19 protein-coding genes and 1 other annotated feature are annotated in these 17,736 nt (G+C 38.3%); all 19 genes read right to left on the bottom strand.

Going from position 1 to position 17,736, the window contains the following annotated elements; translation table 11 throughout:
- Positions 1 to 744, bottom strand: coding sequence for a class I SAM-dependent DNA methyltransferase (locus FC85_RS10795; protein ID WP_057865543.1), 744 nt, complete (start codon positions 742 to 744; stop codon positions 1 to 3).
- Entirely contained in the window at positions 741 to 1,097 is a 357-nt protein-coding gene (gene rsfS, locus FC85_RS10790) for a ribosome silencing factor (protein WP_057865542.1), read from the bottom strand. Before rsfS ends, FC85_RS10795 begins: the two co-directional genes overlap by 4 nt.
- A 16-nt stretch (positions 1,098 to 1,113) precedes the next feature.
- Complete coding sequence (gene yqeK, locus FC85_RS10785) at positions 1,114 to 1,719, bottom strand: bis(5'-nucleosyl)-tetraphosphatase (symmetrical) YqeK (RefSeq protein WP_057865541.1); 606 nt, start codon at positions 1,717 to 1,719, stop codon at positions 1,114 to 1,116.
- Positions 1,709 to 2,341: a nicotinate-nucleotide adenylyltransferase gene (locus FC85_RS10780; RefSeq protein ID WP_057865540.1), complete on the bottom strand. Its 633-nt coding sequence runs from the start codon at positions 2,339 to 2,341 to the stop codon at positions 1,709 to 1,711. The genes yqeK and FC85_RS10780 overlap by 11 nt, the downstream gene beginning before the upstream one ends.
- Before the next feature lie 11 nt (positions 2,342 to 2,352).
- On the bottom strand, positions 2,353 to 2,664 hold the full coding sequence (yhbY, locus tag FC85_RS10775) for a ribosome assembly RNA-binding protein YhbY (RefSeq protein WP_057865539.1): 312 nt from the start codon (positions 2,662 to 2,664) through the stop codon (positions 2,353 to 2,355).
- A gap of 17 nt (positions 2,665 to 2,681) precedes the next feature.
- Positions 2,682 to 3,818 (bottom strand): ribosome biogenesis GTPase YqeH, encoded by a 1,137-nt coding sequence (yqeH, locus tag FC85_RS10770; RefSeq protein ID WP_057865538.1) that lies wholly within the window; start codon positions 3,816 to 3,818, stop codon positions 2,682 to 2,684.
- A gap of 9 nt (positions 3,819 to 3,827) precedes the next feature.
- Positions 3,828 to 4,343, bottom strand: a complete 516-nt coding sequence (locus FC85_RS10765) for a YqeG family HAD IIIA-type phosphatase (protein ID WP_057865537.1) — start codon at positions 4,341 to 4,343, stop codon at positions 3,828 to 3,830.
- An 83-nt stretch (positions 4,344 to 4,426) separates the two neighbouring features.
- Positions 4,427 to 4,783: a 50S ribosomal protein L20 gene (gene rplT / locus FC85_RS10760; RefSeq protein ID WP_057865536.1), complete on the bottom strand. Its 357-nt coding sequence runs from the start codon at positions 4,781 to 4,783 to the stop codon at positions 4,427 to 4,429.
- Positions 4,784 to 4,850: 67 nt separating this feature from the next.
- Positions 4,851 to 5,045, bottom strand: a complete 195-nt coding sequence (gene rpmI, locus FC85_RS10755) for a 50S ribosomal protein L35 (RefSeq protein WP_057865535.1) — start codon at positions 5,043 to 5,045, stop codon at positions 4,851 to 4,853.
- 35 nt (positions 5,046 to 5,080) lie between these two features.
- Positions 5,081 to 5,590: a translation initiation factor IF-3 gene (gene infC / locus FC85_RS10750; RefSeq protein WP_057865534.1), complete on the bottom strand. Its 510-nt coding sequence runs from the start codon at positions 5,588 to 5,590 to the stop codon at positions 5,081 to 5,083.
- Between the two features lie 38 nt (positions 5,591 to 5,628).
- Positions 5,629 to 5,761, bottom strand: a sequence feature (ribosomal protein L20 leader region).
- Positions 5,762 to 5,882: 121 nt separating this feature from the next.
- Positions 5,883 to 7,826, bottom strand: coding sequence for a threonine--tRNA ligase (thrS, locus tag FC85_RS10745; protein WP_057865533.1), 1,944 nt, complete (start codon positions 7,824 to 7,826; stop codon positions 5,883 to 5,885).
- 335 nt (positions 7,827 to 8,161) lie between these two features.
- Positions 8,162 to 9,112 (bottom strand): primosomal protein DnaI, encoded by a 951-nt coding sequence (gene dnaI, locus FC85_RS10740; RefSeq protein ID WP_057865532.1) that lies wholly within the window; start codon positions 9,110 to 9,112, stop codon positions 8,162 to 8,164.
- Positions 9,113 to 9,122: 10 nt separating this feature from the next.
- On the bottom strand, positions 9,123 to 10,508 hold the full coding sequence (locus tag FC85_RS10735; RefSeq protein WP_057865531.1) for a replication initiation and membrane attachment family protein: 1,386 nt from the start codon (positions 10,506 to 10,508) through the stop codon (positions 9,123 to 9,125).
- Positions 10,508 to 10,999: a transcriptional regulator NrdR gene (nrdR, locus tag FC85_RS10730; protein WP_057865530.1), complete on the bottom strand. Its 492-nt coding sequence runs from the start codon at positions 10,997 to 10,999 to the stop codon at positions 10,508 to 10,510. Before nrdR ends, FC85_RS10735 begins: the two co-directional genes overlap by 1 nt.
- 14 nt (positions 11,000 to 11,013) lie before the next feature.
- A complete protein-coding gene (gene coaE / locus FC85_RS10725; RefSeq protein ID WP_057865529.1) occupies positions 11,014 to 11,604 on the bottom strand; it encodes a dephospho-CoA kinase in 591 nt (196 codons plus the stop codon).
- Positions 11,597 to 12,439 (bottom strand): DNA-formamidopyrimidine glycosylase, encoded by an 843-nt coding sequence (mutM, locus tag FC85_RS10720; RefSeq protein ID WP_057865528.1) that lies wholly within the window; start codon positions 12,437 to 12,439, stop codon positions 11,597 to 11,599. Before mutM ends, coaE begins: the two co-directional genes overlap by 8 nt.
- Before the next feature lie 265 nt (positions 12,440 to 12,704).
- Positions 12,705 to 15,362 (bottom strand): DNA polymerase I, encoded by a 2,658-nt coding sequence (polA, locus tag FC85_RS10715; protein WP_057865527.1) that lies wholly within the window; start codon positions 15,360 to 15,362, stop codon positions 12,705 to 12,707.
- Between the two features lie 227 nt (positions 15,363 to 15,589).
- Entirely contained in the window at positions 15,590 to 16,285 is a 696-nt protein-coding gene (locus tag FC85_RS10710) for a Bax inhibitor-1/YccA family protein (protein ID WP_057865526.1), read from the bottom strand.
- 98 nt (positions 16,286 to 16,383) lie between these two features.
- Complete coding sequence (gene murC / locus FC85_RS10705) at positions 16,384 to 17,715, bottom strand: UDP-N-acetylmuramate--L-alanine ligase (RefSeq protein ID WP_057865525.1); 1,332 nt, start codon at positions 17,713 to 17,715, stop codon at positions 16,384 to 16,386.
- Positions 17,716 to 17,736: the final 21 nt, after the last annotated feature.

Here is a 17,736-nt window from a genome sequence, read left to right as displayed (position 1 = left end):
TTAACCGATCTCCTTATGACATTCAAACATCCACCGCTTTACATGATTACTGAAAGGGCGGTCACCAAAATCCGTCGTAACCAAAATTCTTGAAAAGCCCGCATTGGCAAGCATTTGTTTATACGTTTCAACATCGTATGTTCGTTCCTGATGAAGTTCGCTATACGCATCATAAGCATCTTTATCAGCATTATAAAGAAAGAAAGCTAGTTCATGTTCTACAGAATGAGCAGCAAACTCCCCTTCATAGCTGGTCCACATAAATGCCGATCCTTCGTCCTGATAATTGTACATAAAACCAGGATATACCGTGTCAGTTTGATATGGCGTAATAACATCAAATAAAAATACTCCCGTTGGAATCAAATGATCATTAATCGATTGAAAAGCACGTCCAAGGTCTGATTGTTCAATTAAATAGCACAACGAGTCATCATAACAACTAATTGCATCATAACGTGGCAACCCCTCTAGATTCCGCATATCAGCTTGAATAAATGGAACATTGACATGTTCTGTACGTGCTCGCTGTTCAGCCATCGTCAGCATATCTTCAGAGAGATCAGCCCCATCAATATCATACCCTCGGTGAGCAAGCCTGATTGCCAATCTACCAGTTCCACATGCTAAATCAAGCACGTGCCAATTTGAACGAATTCGTTTGACAGTATAATTGAGCCAACGATCATATAATTTTTCATCAAAAAGTTCATCATAAAAGTGAGCAAACTCTTGATAAATCATGCCTCAACCCATGATTCAATATTGACCATTGGTGCATCTGACCATAGTTTTTCAAGATTATAGAATGCACGAACGTCCTTTTGAAAGATATGAACAATCACATCCCCCAAATCAATTAAAATCCATTTGGCACTATCTTTACCAGAAACACTATAAACGTGGATATCGCTCGCTTGAACTTGATCAATAACTTCATCAGCAATGGCCTTTACTTGTCGGTTTGAATTTGCATCTGCAATCACGAAGTAATCTGCCATTAAGCTTACCTTTTGCATATCTAAAACAACAATATCCTCTGCTCTTTTGCCATCAGCGGCCCGAACAACAATTTCTGAAATTTCTTTACTATCCATTTATTTAAGTCTCTCCTTATTTCAATCCTGAATTTGGTACCCAACTATTATATGTGACAATTGTTTGTGGGAAGACAGGTTTATTATGAGCAACTAAGTAGCTTAACGTTTGTTGGGTTTGATAAGCGACCCCATCCTGCAAACTATCAAACGTCACTTTACGGGCCTCATCAACACCGGGAAAATCTCTAGCCGGTTCAATATAATCTGCCATGTAAACAATCTGTTCAATGGGCGTCATAAATTCATGCCCAACCGTATGGTAACGAACTGCATTTAAAATCTCAATGTCATTAATATGCAGTTCATTTTTTACAAATAGCCAGCCAACAACACCATGCCAAATTGCGTTACCATAATTTAACAATTCTCGATCCAAATGATAGGCTTTTATCGCTTCAATAAAGTCACTATCCGAACGCTGCTTTGCGTAATCATGAACAAGTCCACCGATTGCAGCACGTTGAATGTCAACGTGATTTTTTTCAGCTAAATCAATTGCAGTTTGCTCAACTCGTAAACAATGCTGAAAACGGCTATCAGTTAAAGATTTCTTTAATTTGGCAACGAGCTGATCACGAGTAAATGGTGTATTTTGATACGTTAACTGACTATTCTTCATACAATTGCTTCTCCTTTATATATTTCTCAACTGACGCCGGCACAAGATATTTTATTGATTGATGCTGACGAATTTTTGATCGAATTAATGAAGATGAAATATCAATATAAGGAACATCTACCCAAAGAATTGGATACTTAGATGCAGGCGTATACCCATCCCGTTTGACCCCAACGAAAGAAACTAAATTGACCAGATCATCAATTCGGTGCCATTTTGGCAGGTAGCTTACCATGTCACCACCAATAATAAAGTAATATTTATTCTCGGGATGCTGTTGTGTAAGTTCTTTCATCGTTTCGTAAGAGTAGCTAATACCACCGCGAATAATTTCTGCCATCTCAATCGCAAATTTAGGGTTATCACATATCGCACCATTAATCATTGCCACACGATCTTTGCCATCAATCGCAAATTTGCGATCAACGTGTGGTGGATTTGCATCTGGCATGAAACACACCTGATCCAGTCCTAATTGGTCGCGAACCTGTTCGGCAACAATTAAATGACCGCTATGAACGGGATTGAACGTGCCTCCTAGAATTCCAATCCGTTTCTTAGGATTTTGGATAATCCTTTTGGTTTGAGATAATGTTTGGACATTACCAATAACGTTCGACATTTTTCATACTCCTAAATTGATAGTACCTTTTTAGATAAATCCCGATGATCAGCTTGGCTGGAAGGTTTAAACAAGACTAACGTCTTACCAATTGTCTGAACAACGTTAATATCATTTTTAGCTTCAATATAGTCCTGAATTTCACTAGTTGTAACTGACGCATTCTGTAATACATTGATTTTAATGAGTTCACGTCGTTCCAGAGCTCTATCAATTTCCTCTAGCCAAATCGGTGACAGACCATTTTTGCCAACTTCAAAAATTGGTCGCATTTGGTTTGCTTGCGCACGTAAAAAACGTTTTTGTTTTCCAGTTAATTTCATAAATTCCTCTTCTGATTTTATATCATTGCTGGCCGAATCAATACCGAAACACCCTTTGGCGCCCATCCAGAGACAACTACATCTGCCGGAACAGTTACCCAGCCAAGGCCCTCGATAACGACATCGCTTTTACGAGTCGTTTTAAATTCATGCATCTCAAGTGGTGGAAAATTAGTTTTATTCTCTTCACTCGGTGGCGTTAATAAATTCCCCACGTGACTGGCATAAAATGCATCGGCGTTTACTAATTTAGTTCGATGAATGTAGAGATTATTTTCAGCATAGACCGTAAACCCATGCTTTTTATCACCAGAATTGTAATCAAATCGCGCAACGCCGCCAAAGAATAAAGTTTGTTCTGGATTTAATTGATAAACTTTAGGCTTAATTGTCTTCTGAGGTGTCACCAATTTTAATTCCTTACCAACCAAGTGATGTGCCATTTGCTCAGGTTGAATGATTCCCGGTGTATCGACCAATAGCTTACCATCATCAAGTGGGATATCGATTCGATCAAGCGTTGTCCCAGGGAAACGAGACGTTGTAATCAATTCCTTGATTCCTGTCGATTGGCGAACAATTGAGTTAATCAAAGTTGACTTACCAACGTTTGTGACACCAACAACATAGACATCTTTGCCCTTTCGATATTTTTCAATCTGGTCAAGCAATCGATCAATATCAAAATTTGTTTTAGCGGAAATGAGTTCAACATCAATTGGTCTAATTCCAGCCGCATTAGCTCGTTGCCGTAACCAATCCTTTACTTTGTTCTTCTTTAAAGACGCTGGCAAAACATCTAATTTATTTCCCACTAGCAATACGGGATTATCACCAACAAACCGATGCAGTCCTGGGATCATACTCCCATTCACATCAAAAATATCAACCACATAAACAATCAATGAATCAGTGCTTGCAATTTTTGTTAGTAACTTTAGAAAATCATCATCAGATAAACTAACCGGGGCAATTTCATTATAATGACGCAATCTGAAACAACGTTGACAATAAACTTCCCCATTTTCAAGACCTTTTTTCAAAGCCGATTCTGGGGTGTATCCAATCATATTCTTATCAATTGTCTGAACCGCTGCGCCGCAGCCAATACAATGAACAACTTCACCATCAACAACCACTTCATTACTTGCCATAAAGGCCTCCTATTTCCAGTGTAAATTGGGATATTTTTTAATTAATTTGTTCCAAATAATTCTTTCAAAATAACGGTTGATGGTTGTGTTCCAAGCATCATTTCTAACAAGTGGTTTCACCAAAATACTTCTAACACGACAACTATTGGCCGAAACAACATCGGTTAATAGTTGGTCGCCCACCATCACCGTATTTTTTTTAGTTAAATGAAATTCTTTGATTGCATGACGGATCCCAATGGTCAAAGGTTTCATTGCCCGGGGAACAAATGGCAGTTCATAGTCTTTAACCGCCTCTTTAATTCTTCGATGACTATTATTTGAAACAACAATCACTTTGATACCGTATTTTTTGATATCCAGTAACCAATCACGCAACTCAGCTGAGCCTTGTTTGGAATTCCACGGAACCAAAGTATTGTCTAAATCGGTTAGAACACAGTTGATATTATTATCCAACAAGAATTGCGGAGAAATACTGAAAATATTCTCAATCATCCACGTTGGTTTAAATCGTGACAACATATGTCGCTCCTTAACAAATAGTTATTTTATTTAAAAAAACTTCCACCAAAAGGATCGGTGAAAGTCATTTTAGCACATCAAAATTACTTAAGAGCCTTTTTTGCTTCATCGGTGAGCGACTTAAAAGCATCTGCATCACTAACAGCTAAATCAGCTAACATTTTACGGTTCATGTCGATATTAGCAAGTTTCAACCCATGCATGAATTGGCTGTAACTAAGGTCGTTCAAACGCGCAGCAGCATTAATTCGGGCAATCCATAGCTTACGGAAATTGCCTTTGTTGGCACGACGGTCACGGAAAGCATAAACCTGTGACTTCATTACTTGGTCTTTGGCAGTCTTAAATAAACGTGATTTACCACCGCGATAACCCTTAGCTAATTTTAAGACACGCTTACGACGTGCATGTGTAACTGTTCCACCTTTTACTCGTGGCATTTTAAATTCCTCCTATATATAAAAACATGATTAATGACGATTCGAAATGTCATTACCTAGAACTAGATTACTTAGATAATAACTTCTTGTAAGTTTTAAGGTTAGTGTGATCCATCATATGTGTACCACGAAGTTGACGGCGTTGCTTCTTTGTCTTACCGTGAAAACGGTGACTAGTATATGCATGAGCGCTCTTGATTCCACCATTAGCAGTTTTACGGAAACGCTTGGCTGCTGCACGGTTTGTTTTTTGTTTAGGCATTAGTAATGATCCTCCTCAAGTATTTTAACGACTAATTATTTTTTATCTGATTCATTAGGCGAAAGCATTAAGAACATACTTCTTCCGTCCATCTTTGGACGTTGCGTTACGGTTGCAACGTCAGCTGTTTCGTCGGCCATTCGTTCAAGAACTTTACGACCAATCTCTTTATGAGTAATGGCCCGACCCTTAAATCGAATTGAAACTCGAACCTTTTCACCCTTAGCCAAGAATTTCTTAGCATTTTTCAATTTAGTGTTAAAATCATTAACATCAATTGTTGGGCTTAATCGAACTTCTTTGACACTGATGACTTTTTGTTTCTTACGAGATTCACGTTCCTTCTTTTGTAGTTCGAAACGATACTTCCCATAATCAAGAATCTTTGCAACTGGTGGTTTAGCTTTAGGAGCAACAAGGACAAGATCCAAGTCAGCATCTTCAGCTAAACGAAGTGCTTCACTTTTAGATTTAACACCAAGCTGATCACCATTAGCACCAATCAAACGGACTTCACGTGCGCGGATTCCACTATTAACCATCATATCTTTTGCTATGGTACTCCACCTCCAAATATTTTAAAAAAGCAGAAAAAAGACAGGCACAGAATTGTGCCCGCCTCAATTAAAGAACTTAAACAATTAAGCTCTTACTCGATATCGTGCCCAGCGAATCAGTTCACTAAGGCGAGAAGCGGGTTGCTTCTGCTTTCATTTAACAACTTTTATATCTTAGCATGAATTAGATAGGGTGTCAATATTAAGCCATCAAAACTAATAAGGTGCCCCCAAATTCATAATCAAATCATTTGCGATAAGTGATAAGTTAGTCAATTTATTATTCGTTTCTTGAATATGAAGCAATATCCTTTTGAATCTCATTAACGAAACCGTCAAGTGATTCGGATTCAGTATTCTTTTCACCATATCGACGAACAGAAACACTATTACCATTAACTTCTTCATCACCAACGACTAATGTGTACGGAATCTTATGGGTTTGTGCATCTCTAATGAGATATCCCATCTTTTCTGCACGGGTATCGACAGATGAACGAATCTTCAATTGACGAAGTTGATCGTTAATTTTGTTAGCGTAATCACCATGCTTGTCTTGGCTAACTGGGATAATTTTAACTTGATGTGGTGCCAACCATGTTGGGAAAGCACCCTTATAAATCTCAGTTAAGTAAGCAACAAATCGTTCCATTGTCGAAACAAGTCCTCTGTGAATCATCACTGGACGATGTTGCTTCCCATCTTCACCAACATAGTGAAGGTCAAATCGTTCTGGCAGCATAAAGTCTAATTGAATTGTTGATAACGTTTCTTCATTTCCAAGTGCCGTTTTAGTTTGAACATCAAGCTTTGGACCGTAGAAAGCAGCTTCACCTTCAGCTTCAACGTAGTCCAAACCAAGTTCATCCATTGCACCTTTCAACATTTTTTGTGCCTTGTTCCACATTTCATCGTCATCAAAGTATTTCTCAGTATTCTCCGGATCACGATAACTAAGTCGGAATTTATAATCTTTAATATCGAAGTCATTATAAACTTCAACCATCAACTTCAAAATGCGTTGGAACTCTTCTTGAATCTGATCAAGAGCAACAAATGTATGACCATCATTCAAAGTCATTTCACGAACTCGTTGAAGACCACTCAATGCACCTGATTTTTCGTAACGGTGCATCATACCAAGTTCAGCAATTCTTAAAGGCAACTCACGATATGAACGAATATGATGATTGTAAATTTGAATATGGCTCGGGCAATTCATTGGACGTAATTCAAGCATTTCACCATCACCCATGTCCATTGGTGGGAACATATCTTCGCGATAATGAGCCCAGTGGCCTGATTGCTTATATAAATCGAGGTTAGCTAAGACTGGTGTGTAAACGTGTTGGTAACCATGGGCAACTTCCTTATCAACGATGTAACGTTCGATTGTTCTTCTAATCGTGGCACCATTTGGCATCCAGTATGGAAGACCGGCACCAACTTTGGGATCAACGAAGAATAGATCAAGTTCATTACCAATAACTCGATGGTCACGTTCGTGAGCTTCTTTACGTTTTGCTAAGTCGGCATCAAGTTCTTTTTGTTTATTAAAAGCAGTCGCATAAATCCGCTGAAGCATTGGATTAGACGATTTTCCCTGCCAATAGGCACCGGCGACAGAAAGCAATTTAAAGATTTTTACTTTACCAGTTGAAGCCAGGACAGCACCTTCAGCAATTGACTTGAAATCGCCAATTTCATAAAATTTAACTTTTCCGTCAATGGTGTTTTCTTTAATTAATTCAGCCTGATAAGCATCACCATCGACTAATTTTAGTGCGTCGGCTTGGCTGAGCTCAACCACTTTAATTGGCAAATCCTGTTTAATGATTTTTTCCATAGATTTGCTTAGATCTGACAATTGATCAACACTAATTTGAGTCTCGGGTTTATCAGTATCAACGAAGAAACCATCCTCATCAGCTTCACTCTCGCCAAATTGAATATTTTTAAAATCGTTAGCGATGGCCATTTTTAATATTTGAGCAGCTGTTTCCCGTAAAACACTCAATCCATCTTGACTGTCACCAGTGATAATTTCAATCTTACCACCCTTATGTAATGGCTCCTGATTGTTGACAAGTTTGCCATCTACCTTACCAGCAACGGCCTTTTTACCTAAACTAATTGAAATTGATTTGGCAATATCTTCAGCAGTGATCCCATCATCAAATTGTTTAACACTGTTATCTGGAAATTCAAATGAAAGTTGTGACATAGCTATTAGCTCCTTTTTTATTTTTAGAACCACAAAAAAGTCCCTGATGTACAAAGTACACCAGGGACGCAATTAGCGCGGTTCCACCCAATTTGGATTTCTGTGAACACAATGGTTCGCAAAAAGCTCTCAAGTGGTTATTAACGGTACCCGACCGGGATAGCATTTCCGCAATCCATCTTCAAAGAGTGGTAATAATTACTTTCTAAACAAACGGCCTTCCAGGCTAGAGCCATTCTCCCTGTGATGAGAAATAATTATCATGTCTCTTTGTTTCATTGGCTATAAGTATAGAATGCCTTTTTTATAATGTCAATTAAAATTACAAAAAGGATTCATTTGGGGCGACGGTTTTCGCCAGTCATTTCAACTTCGCGTGAAAGGAATCGAACCCTTTCCATGATTCGCTTGGCTTTTAGAGGCTCATCATCACCACGATTATTGATCCGTAAATGTTCCTGCTCAAGCTGTGCCATTGAAAAATTAGACGTAAAAAACGTTGGTAATTGTTGCTGCATCCGATACTCAAGGATAACCCCCAAGACTTCATCTCTGATCCATGAAGACATGGCATCAGCACCGATATCATCGATCATTAATACTGGTGACTTTTTGATGACATCAATTTTATCATTCACTGAATTGGTATTAATTGCTGATTTCATTTCAACCGCTAAACTTGGGAAATGAACCAGTGTCGTTTGAATATCACGCTTGGCTAATTCATTAGCAATTGCACCAATCAAAAATGTTTTTCCTACTCCAAATGGACCATAAATGTATAGTCCTGGAAAGAATTCCTGTTTATGTGCTGCGAGGTTATTCATAAAATCAAGTGCCAAGTTCACGATATTTAATCTAGACGGATTGTCATCAGGTGTATCAACTTGATCAATCGTTGCATCCCTAATATCTTTGGGCATTGAAATCGTGGTCACCCGTCTTGATAGCGCTTCAGCTTTTTGCTTTGCAATCACCCTTGGCGAAGCTGCATAAGAAACATCGATCAAGTGATCGTTTACAACCAATTGAGGTAAGTAGCCAGGGGCGAATGACCGCTTGTTTTCGGCAACCTGATGCTTAACGTTAACATATTCATAAAGCTTTGCAGCTGAACGTTCAACGGCATTGTCCGCCAAATCACTTTGGTGTTCTTTAAGAAAACGCTTAATTTCTGGATCTTTTTTTATCTCGCCAATAATCATTTTGAATCCTTCATTAAAGTTGTTTCCTTTGAAGTTTTGCCCTTTCATTAACTGCTTAATATAATCACTAACGCTTTCCACAACTTATCACCTACTTTTGCTTTCTGAATTTCGCCAATTTCTCTTGGATTGCCTTCTTTTCAGCTTGAGATATCTTGGTTTGAGCCGGCTGGCTTGATTTTTTTTGTGGTTGTTCTTTTGCCCAATCCGGTAAGGTTTCCTTAACATTAATACGTCGAGAATTATTATAACGTTTGCCAGCCATCTTTTTCTTATCATCGCCGCGCTTTTGAAGATAAGCAATTGCACTCGCAGCATCTACGACGTGATGTTGAGCCCAATTATCGGCAATTGTAACAGTAAGAGCTTTAATTAAAGTTGATTGTTTCTCAGTCACCAAAATTGTATAAACCATCATGTTGATGACCTCGTTTGAAAACTTTCGATAATTAATAAGATCACGAAGAACCCGTTGTTCGCCCTCGGTAACAATACCGTCTTTCTGCTTTTTAATTTGCTCTAAAAAAACCATTGGGGCAGTCGTTTGACAAATTTTGATCAACTGTTGCGTTTTTTGATTGACGCGTTGGTTGTCTGCCGACAAAGCTGACTCAGAAGCAACTGGTTTGTTTACTGGTTGTGGTTTAATTGACGCTTGCTTAAAATCATTAGCAATCAGAAACTTCAGCTGTTTTTCATTTAGCTGATCCGTACTCAAGTTAGTCGCCCGCTGAATGAGTTTTGACATTTCAATCTCATCAATACCATATAATAGATGTTCTGATAAAATTAAATTTCTGGCAGCTTTGACACTAATTAAGTCAACATACGAATTGTCAAGCATTTCCAACAACAGTTCAAAATCAAAACTTGACCGATTCGGCTCAAGTTGACTCATTTTAACTGACTGACTATTTTGATTAACGGCTCTTTTGGCATCATTAACTGTACCAGGAATATTTTTAATTAAATTTTTTGGAATCTGAAAAACATCTAATAAACTAGCCGACACATTTGTAACCTCACCTAGATCAGGGTGTGGAATCACAAGCCTTGAGACGATCTGTTGGTAGGTGTCATCACCAACTTTGCCAAGTAACAAAATTGACAAAATATCAGTTTTTAAAAATTCTGTAGCAGATAATGGTTTCTGTAACGCATATACTAACGATTCAGGCGCCTTTTTTGAAACTAGACTAGCTAGCAGATTAACAGCTTCAAGCCTTTTACGACTGTCACTTATTTCACTTGTTCCCATATTTAACATACTCTGTAGCTCGTAATGCTTATGCAGCTTGAGTCGGTTATTATCATCCAAACTTAACGACCATAATAACTCATAAAGAACAAGTGCTTGTTCACCGATAATTGGTAAGTACAAGTTGGTGAGGATATTATGGTCCAATTCCGTATTTATACTCGTATTTATCATCAAAAACTTAGTATCAGGAGTTAATTTTTGCATAGGTTGAGCCATTATTTTTCCCCCTGACCGTGTTCAGAATTCTTCTTCCTATCCTTTTCCATAATTTCTTTTAATTCTTTGTAAAAGACTGACATATCCTTAAATTGCCGATACACACTTGCAAATCGGATATACGCAATTTCATCGAGATTAGCTAAATCTTCCATGACATATTCGCCAATTTGTTGACTAGTCACTTCATTTTCACCCAAAGATCTTAACCGATTCTCAACATGATCGACCAAATCCGTAATTGCATTCATGGAAACTGGTCGCTTCTCTGCAGAACGAACAATTCCCCTGAGAAGCTTCTCGCGGTTAAATTCTTCCCGATTACCATTCTTCTTAATTACAAGTAAAGGTGTTACCTCCACTCTTTCAAAAGTCGTAAATCGAAACCCGCAGCGTTCACATTCCCTACGGCGTCGAATAACTCGACCGTCATCCGTTGGCCGACTATCCACAACTTTTGAGCCATTGTATCCACAATGAGGGCATTGCATGGCTTTCACCTCACCTAATCTATTTCGTTTGCTAACCACTGATCAACTTGAATCAGAGTTTCTTTAATTGTTCCAGAATTATACATAATCGTATTTGCTAAGTTACATTTAATTTGAAGTGGCCACTGGTTTTTAATCCGAGCATTTGCCTCACTAATACTTAGTCTATTGCGTTTCATTAAACGATGCAATTGCGTTACTGAATCACAGTATACAACAACCACTTCATCAACAAGATGGATATAACCATTTTCGAATAATGTTGGTGCATCAATGACCACCAACTGCGCTTGTAAATGCATTGAAACTTGTTGAAATATAGCACTGCGAATGTGCGGATCAATGATTCTAACTAATTGTTTTAATGATTTTGAATCCGAAAATACAATCCGGGCAAGACGCTGACGATCAATTTCACCGGTTTCATCAAGAATTTGACCCCCAAAATGACTCACAATTGCATCAAAACCGCTTTGCCCACGCTTCTCAACCTGATGAGTGATTTGGTCTGCGTCAATAATAGGAATGTTCTTTTGCTTTAAATAGTTGCTGATAACTGATTTTCCGGTGGCAATCCCCCCGGTCAAGCCAATAATTTTAGTCATCTTTATCACCATGAACAATTTGACAAGCTGGGCAAAAATGAGTGCCACGCTGAGCTAACTTAATTTTAACGATTGGTGTTCCACACCGTAAGCAGGGCTGGCCTTCTCGACCGTATACACTTAACTGATTCTGAAAGCTTCCAGCTTCACCATATGCATTAGAGTATGAATGAACAGTCGTGCCATGACCGGCAATTGCCTTCTGAATTTCGTTAATAATATTTTTTCTGAGTATCTTAATTTCATCTAATGATAACGTATTAGCGGGTTGCTCCGGATGAATTTTGCTCATCCACAAAACTTCATCAGCATAGATATTCCCCAGCCCTGCAATGTTACTTTGATCCAATAAAAAAGGTTTAATCACTTTTCGACTTTTTCCAAAAATTTTGACCATGTAGTCCAACTTCAAGTCACTCTCAGTCGGCTCTGGCCCAATGGTTTTTAAGCCGGCGACAGTCATTTCGTTACCAGTATCCACTAAATTCATTCGACCAAACTTACGCGTATCATTGTAACGCAGCTGACGACCATCCATTAAATGAAATATCACATGAGTGTGTTTTCCAACGGGTGTCCCCTCAGGTTCAACATCATATTTTCCTTCCATTCTCAAATGAGAAACAATTGTCAAACCACCACTGATTCTAATCAGCAAATATTTTCCACGGCGGTCAATTTTGTCAATTGTTCGGCCTACCAAGGCTTTATTAAAATCATCGGCTGACAAATTAATCATTTTTTGATAGCGAACTTCAACTGATTTTATCCGACATCCGGCTACTAAATCCGTTAACCCACGCCGAACTGTCTCTACTTCTGGTAATTCTGGCATTTTTATCTCTCCATGTAACATTGGTGCGGTTAGATAACCGCGCCTGGTTTATTTTATGATTCAGGAAAAGTAGATCATGCGATTAATTAAAGTTAAAACAAATTTAAATATTGTCTCAGCTTCAATTCTTTAACATCTAATTAACAATAAATTGAAATAGGCGGCAAACAATTGATTAAACTGATCAGCTAGTCTCAAACCGGTTATGATATTATAATCAGATTCCCAGAATCAACTATCTTTTGTCTGTCACCTTTTTAATCAATTATTTGGCATCATACCATGTCTTTCCCCAGTGGCGATCAACTTTTAACGGGACATTTAAAGTAATTGCGTCATCCATGACTTTGGGGATTAACTCTTTCACAGTTTCTAATTCATCATCCGGTACTTCAAAAATTAATTCATCGTGAACTTGAAGCAACATGGTCGTCTTCATATCTTTTAAAGCTTTGTCCATGTTGATCATTGCAATCTTAATAATGTCGGCGGCACTTCCCTGAATTGGCGTATTCATCGCTGTTCGCTGTGCAAACGAACGTAAATTAAAGTTCTTTGAATTAATGTCCGGTAAATAACGACGTCTATGAGCAATTGTTTCAACAAAGCCGTGGTTCTTTGCAAACTCAACAATATCTTCAGTATATTTTTTAACTCCCGGATATTCCTCAAAATATCGTTGAATAAACTGATGAGCCTGCTTCCGGGTAATTCCAGTATTTTGAGCCAGCCCAAAATCACTAATTCCATAAACAATTCCAAAGTTTACCGCTTTGGCCTGACGCCTCAAGTTAGGGGTTACTTCTTCGTTGGAAGAGAGCCCAAAAATTCTTCTTGCCGTCGTTGCATGAATATCTTCGCCTTCTTTAAAGGCTTCCTGCATATTTTTGTCACCGGTAATCGAGGCCAATACCCGCAATTCAATTTGTGAATAATCAGATGAAAAAATTTGCCAGCCGGGATGTGATGGCACAAATGCCTGCCTAATCATCCGGCCTTCCTCAGTTCGGATTGGTATGTTCTGTAAATTAGGGTCAACAGATGATAAACGCCCAGTCTGTGTTAACGTTTGTAAATATCGTGTGTGGACTTTGGAATCATCTTTATGAATCACTTTAAGTAACCCATCAATATAGGTTGATAGCAATTTTGAAATTTGACGATAGTCCAAAACATGTTGAACAATCGGCGCTTCAGGTGCTAATTTTTCAAGCACCCCAACAGCCGTTGAATAACCCGTCTTAGTCTTTTTGATGACTGGCAGCCGCATTTTTTCAAATAGAATCTGCCCTAATTGTTTGGGTGAACCGATATTAAACTCTTCACCAGCTTCTTGAAAAATGGTTTGTTCAATTTCACTAAGTCGTTCGGTCATCTTGCTGCCCATTTCTTCCAATCGGGTCGGGTTAACCTTGATTCCCGCAATTTCCATTTTAGCTAAAACAATTGCAATTTTAATTTCAATATCCCAATACAATTTTGACTGGTTATGCTTTTCCAGTTGATCAAACATTGTATCATGCAATTGATCGATCGCTTTAGCTTTATGAACCATGTGACTCATAAATTCTGGCGTATTGACATCAATTTTCCGTTTGGCACCCTTACCAAAGACTTCCTCGTCAGTCTTGATATTCTGAAAGCCGTGAAGCCTGGCAACTGTCCCAACATCATTGCTATTATTAGTTGTATTTAGCAAATAGGAAACTAACAACATATCAAAATCAACATTTACTAACTGAATCCCTTCACGATAAAGGCCAACGTAAGTACGTTTAGCATCAAAAACATTTTTCTTAACCGCCGAACCACCTAGAATTTGATTAATGACGGTTGATTTCAATAATGCAACATCATTAGTTGCAAACCAATGATCACCCTGACCAATCGCAAAACCGATAATTGGTGACGTGTGGTAATTTTCTTCAGACATTTCTAAATAAAAAGAAACTTCATCAGAAAATTGATGTAAAGATGGCATATTTTTCTTCGTGAGAATCTGATATTTAATCGCCGTATAGTCATCTTCATGAGGCGAATCATCATCTACGGCTAATTTGGCTAAAAACGACTTAAATCCCATTCGCTCATAAAAGTCTGTCAATTTTTCAAGATCGTCGCCATTATAATTCAAATCCTTAAGTGAAACAGTCACCGGTGCATCACGCTTAATTGTTGCAAGTGTTCGTGCACGTTCCGCTTTATCCTGATCGTTAATTAAATGCTCTTTTAGTTTCTTACCGGATACATCATCAATATTTTTATATAATTGATCAATTGACCCGTACTTTTGAACTAATTTGAGGGCAGTTTTTTCACCAACTTTTTCAACACCGGGATAATTGTCGGAATTGTCTCCTTGAAGTCCCTTCATGTCAATAATTTGAGCAGGTGTAATCCCAAGCTTTTCTTTAATGTGTGTTGGCGTATAAGACTCCAGTTCGGTAACGCCTTTTTTGGAAACTTGAACAGTTGTTTTATCAGAGGTTAATTGAGTTAGATCACGATCACCGGTCACAATCACCACCTGATAATCACCTGCATCCTCAGCCTGTTTAGCCAATGTCCCAATAATATCGTCGGCTTCATAGTCAGGTAACTCATAACTGGTGATGCCCCTTGCTTTTACCAATTCTCGAATAAACGGAAATTGTTCAGAAAGCTCGCTTGGTGTTTTTGCCCGACCGCCCTTATAATCAGAATACATTTTTGTTCGAAAGGTTGTTTTGCCAGCATCGAAGGCAACCAAAACATCAGTTGGCTGCTCAGCTTCTAATACTTTTTCCAACATCCGATTAAACCCATAGATTGCACTGGTGTGTAATCCGGATGAATTAGTAAATCGATCCAAGGAATTATATAACGCGTAAAATGCTTTGAAGGCAACACTATTGCCATCAATTAATAATAATTTTTTTGTCATTAAATTCTCCTTTAAAATAATTCTCTGAATTTAATTTTACCACGAGCAACCCGTAAATTGGAAAGAGAGTGAATAAGCAGCTCAAATTCGTCATCTTAATGATATCGGTTCACTTTTTGTAGCCTTGATAAATTCATTCATTCTAATAAATATCACTTAATCCTCAAAAAAGAGACTAAAACAAAATTACTTTTGTCTGAGTCTCTTCATAAATTAACGATTGAATTTTAACGGTTGTCACCACTACCAAAGATTTGTAATAACTGTAAGAACAAGTTAACAAAATCAAGGTATAACTGCAATGCACCAAACACAGCCAAACCGGTCATCGAAATTTGATTACTTCCCGCATATTGATTATACATTTGCTTCATCTTTTGGGTATCATAAGCAGTCAACACCGTAAAGATAAGAACGGCAATGATTGAAAAGACGAAGGAAATTAATGGGCTTCGTAAGAACCAATTGATGATCATCGCAACGATTAACGCAATTAATGCGGCAACTGCTTGACGACCAACCTTATCCAGATTCTTTCGAGTGACTAATCCAAAAACGGTCATCGTAATAAAGATCGCTGACGCTGAAACAAAGGCTGAGGCAATCGAGGCTCCCGTGTACGCCTTAGCAATAATTGAGAAGACAAAGCCACTCAAAATTGCATATAGCATTAACGCCCCAAAAGCCAGAGTTGGTCTTTTCAGTGCTTGAAACGATACGACAAACGGAATGACAAACCAGAGAATCATTGATCCCCACATCATTCCTCTTGTGATCGCAATTCCAGAACCACTAATTAAAAATGCAGTTGCTGCGGATATTAAAACAGCCAAGCTCATCCAACTATACATTCTAGTAAGAAAAGCATTCAGACCAGCAGCGTTATTAGCAACTCGTCGTTCTTCATTAGGATAATTATCCATTGAATCCGCTCCCTTTTTATTTCTTGTTAAACAATTTTAACTAAATAAAAGTCATTAATCAAGCAAATTCACTTAACTAATGGCTTTCCTAAGATATCTTAATTAACTTTTCGACTTAAATGACTCAATAAATCCTCATAGGTCTTTTCATACTTTTGAATGTCGCCAGCGCCCATAAAAATAATCACGTCATTGTCGTAATCCAACAATGGTGACATATTATCAGCTGACAGAATTCGGCCGCCCTTGGTAATTTTCTTTGCGAGATCAGCGCTAGAAACATTTCCTGAACTTTCTCTAGGAGAACTATAAATCTGAGTCAAAAAGACTTCATCAGCCAAGTTTAAGCTCTTAGCAAAATCGTCCATTAACGCAATTGTCCGGCTAAATGTATGTGGTTGGAAAACCACGGCAATCTTTTTATTGGGATATTCTTGCCGGGCGGCATCAATTGTTGCCTTAATTTCAGTTGGATGATGCGCGTAATCATCAATGATTGTCATGTTATCAATTTTACGTTCTGAAAAACGACGCTTAACGCCTTGGAATGTTTTTAACTCTTTTCGGATTTCATCCAAATTAACGTCTTCAAAATACGAAACCGCAACAACTGCCAATGAATTAAAGATATTGTGTTCACCAAATAATGGTACTGAGAATTCACCAAGGTCTTTGCCTTGATACACGACATGAAAACTCGAGCCACTGGTTGTCCGTTTAACATCAACCGCTTGAAAATCATCGGTATCATTAAGTCCATAATAATAGATTGGCACTTTGGCTTTTAATTGACGCAGGCGCTTGTCATCCCCCCAAGCGAAAATCCCTTTTTGGGTTTGATCGGCAAATGTCTGAAAAGCTGTTTGAACATCATCAATACTCTTATAATAATCAGGATGATCAAAATCAATATTCGTCATAATGGCATAGTCAGGTCTCGTTGCCAAGAAATGACGGCGATACTCGTCAGCTTCATACACGAAGAACCGAGCGTTGGGAACCCCTTTACCTGAGCCATCTCCAATTAGATAATCAGTTGGTGCAATTCCCGAAAGGACATGTGAAAGTAACCCCGTTGTGCTTGTTTTACCATGGGCGCCAGAAACACCAATGCTTGTCTTTCCCTTAATCATTTTGCCAAGAAATTCATGATAACGATAAACCGTTAAGCCCATTTCTCTGGCTTTTTTTATTTCTGGATGATCATCCGTAAACGAATTTCCTGCAATAACTGTTAAACCTTCATGGATATTATCAGCATCAAATGGCAAGATCTTGATTCCGGCTTGTTCCAGGCCGCGCTGCGTAAATGTATACTGCTCGATGTCTGAACCTTGAACCTTTTCGCCACGATCGTGCAAGATCAATGCCATTGCACTCATGCCAGTTCCTTTTATTCCTACAAAGTGATATATCGTGTCTGAATTCATATTCATCCTACCTGTCCCGTC

Source organism: Lentilactobacillus diolivorans DSM 14421, from assembly GCF_001434255.1.
Classification (GTDB): Bacteria; Bacillota; Bacilli; order Lactobacillales; family Lactobacillaceae; genus Lentilactobacillus; species Lentilactobacillus diolivorans.
This window is presented reverse-complemented; position numbering and strand designations above follow the sequence as displayed.

Excerpts from the sequence above, each read along its gene's own strand:
- yqeK (WP_057865541.1), bottom strand. The coding sequence starts at position 1,719 with ATGAAGAATAGTCAGTTAACGTATCAAAATACACCATTTACTCGTGAT.
- FC85_RS10795 (WP_057865543.1), bottom strand. The coding sequence starts at position 744 with ATGATTTATCAAGAGTTTGCTCACTTTTATGATGAACTTTTTGATGAA.
- FC85_RS10780 (WP_057865540.1), bottom strand. The coding sequence starts at position 2,341 with ATGTCGAACGTTATTGGTAATGTCCAAACATTATCTCAAACCAAAAGG.
- infC (WP_057865534.1), bottom strand. The coding sequence starts at position 5,590 with ATGATGGTTAATAGTGGAATCCGCGCACGTGAAGTCCGTTTGATTGGT.
- FC85_RS10735 (WP_057865531.1), bottom strand. The coding sequence starts at position 10,508 with ATGGCTCAACCTATGCAAAAATTAACTCCTGATACTAAGTTTTTGATG.
- yhbY (WP_057865539.1), bottom strand. The coding sequence starts at position 2,664 with ATGAAATTAACTGGAAAACAAAAACGTTTTTTACGTGCGCAAGCAAAC.
- coaE (WP_057865529.1), bottom strand. The coding sequence starts at position 11,604 with ATGACTAAAATTATTGGCTTGACCGGGGGGATTGCCACCGGAAAATCA.
- polA (WP_057865527.1), bottom strand. The coding sequence starts at position 15,362 with ATGACAAAAAAATTATTATTAATTGATGGCAATAGTGTTGCCTTCAAA.
- FC85_RS10765 (WP_057865537.1), bottom strand. The coding sequence starts at position 4,343 with ATGTTGTCACGATTTAAACCAACGTGGATGATTGAGAATATTTTCAGT.
- nrdR (WP_057865530.1), bottom strand. The coding sequence starts at position 10,999 with ATGCAATGCCCTCATTGTGGATACAATGGCTCAAAAGTTGTGGATAGT.
- thrS (WP_057865533.1), bottom strand. The coding sequence starts at position 7,826 with ATGTCACAACTTTCATTTGAATTTCCAGATAACAGTGTTAAACAATTT.
- murC (WP_057865525.1), bottom strand. The coding sequence starts at position 17,715 with ATGAATTCAGACACGATATATCACTTTGTAGGAATAAAAGGAACTGGC.
- rplT (WP_057865536.1), bottom strand. The coding sequence starts at position 4,783 with ATGCCACGAGTAAAAGGTGGAACAGTTACACATGCACGTCGTAAGCGT.
- mutM (WP_057865528.1), bottom strand. The coding sequence starts at position 12,439 with ATGCCAGAATTACCAGAAGTAGAGACAGTTCGGCGTGGGTTAACGGAT.
- rpmI (WP_057865535.1), bottom strand. The coding sequence starts at position 5,045 with ATGCCTAAACAAAAAACAAACCGTGCAGCAGCCAAGCGTTTCCGTAAA.
- rsfS (WP_057865542.1), bottom strand. The coding sequence starts at position 1,097 with ATGGATAGTAAAGAAATTTCAGAAATTGTTGTTCGGGCCGCTGATGGC.
- FC85_RS10710 (WP_057865526.1), bottom strand. The coding sequence starts at position 16,285 with ATGGATAATTATCCTAATGAAGAACGACGAGTTGCTAATAACGCTGCT.
- yqeH (WP_057865538.1), bottom strand. The coding sequence starts at position 3,818 with ATGGCAAGTAATGAAGTGGTTGTTGATGGTGAAGTTGTTCATTGTATT.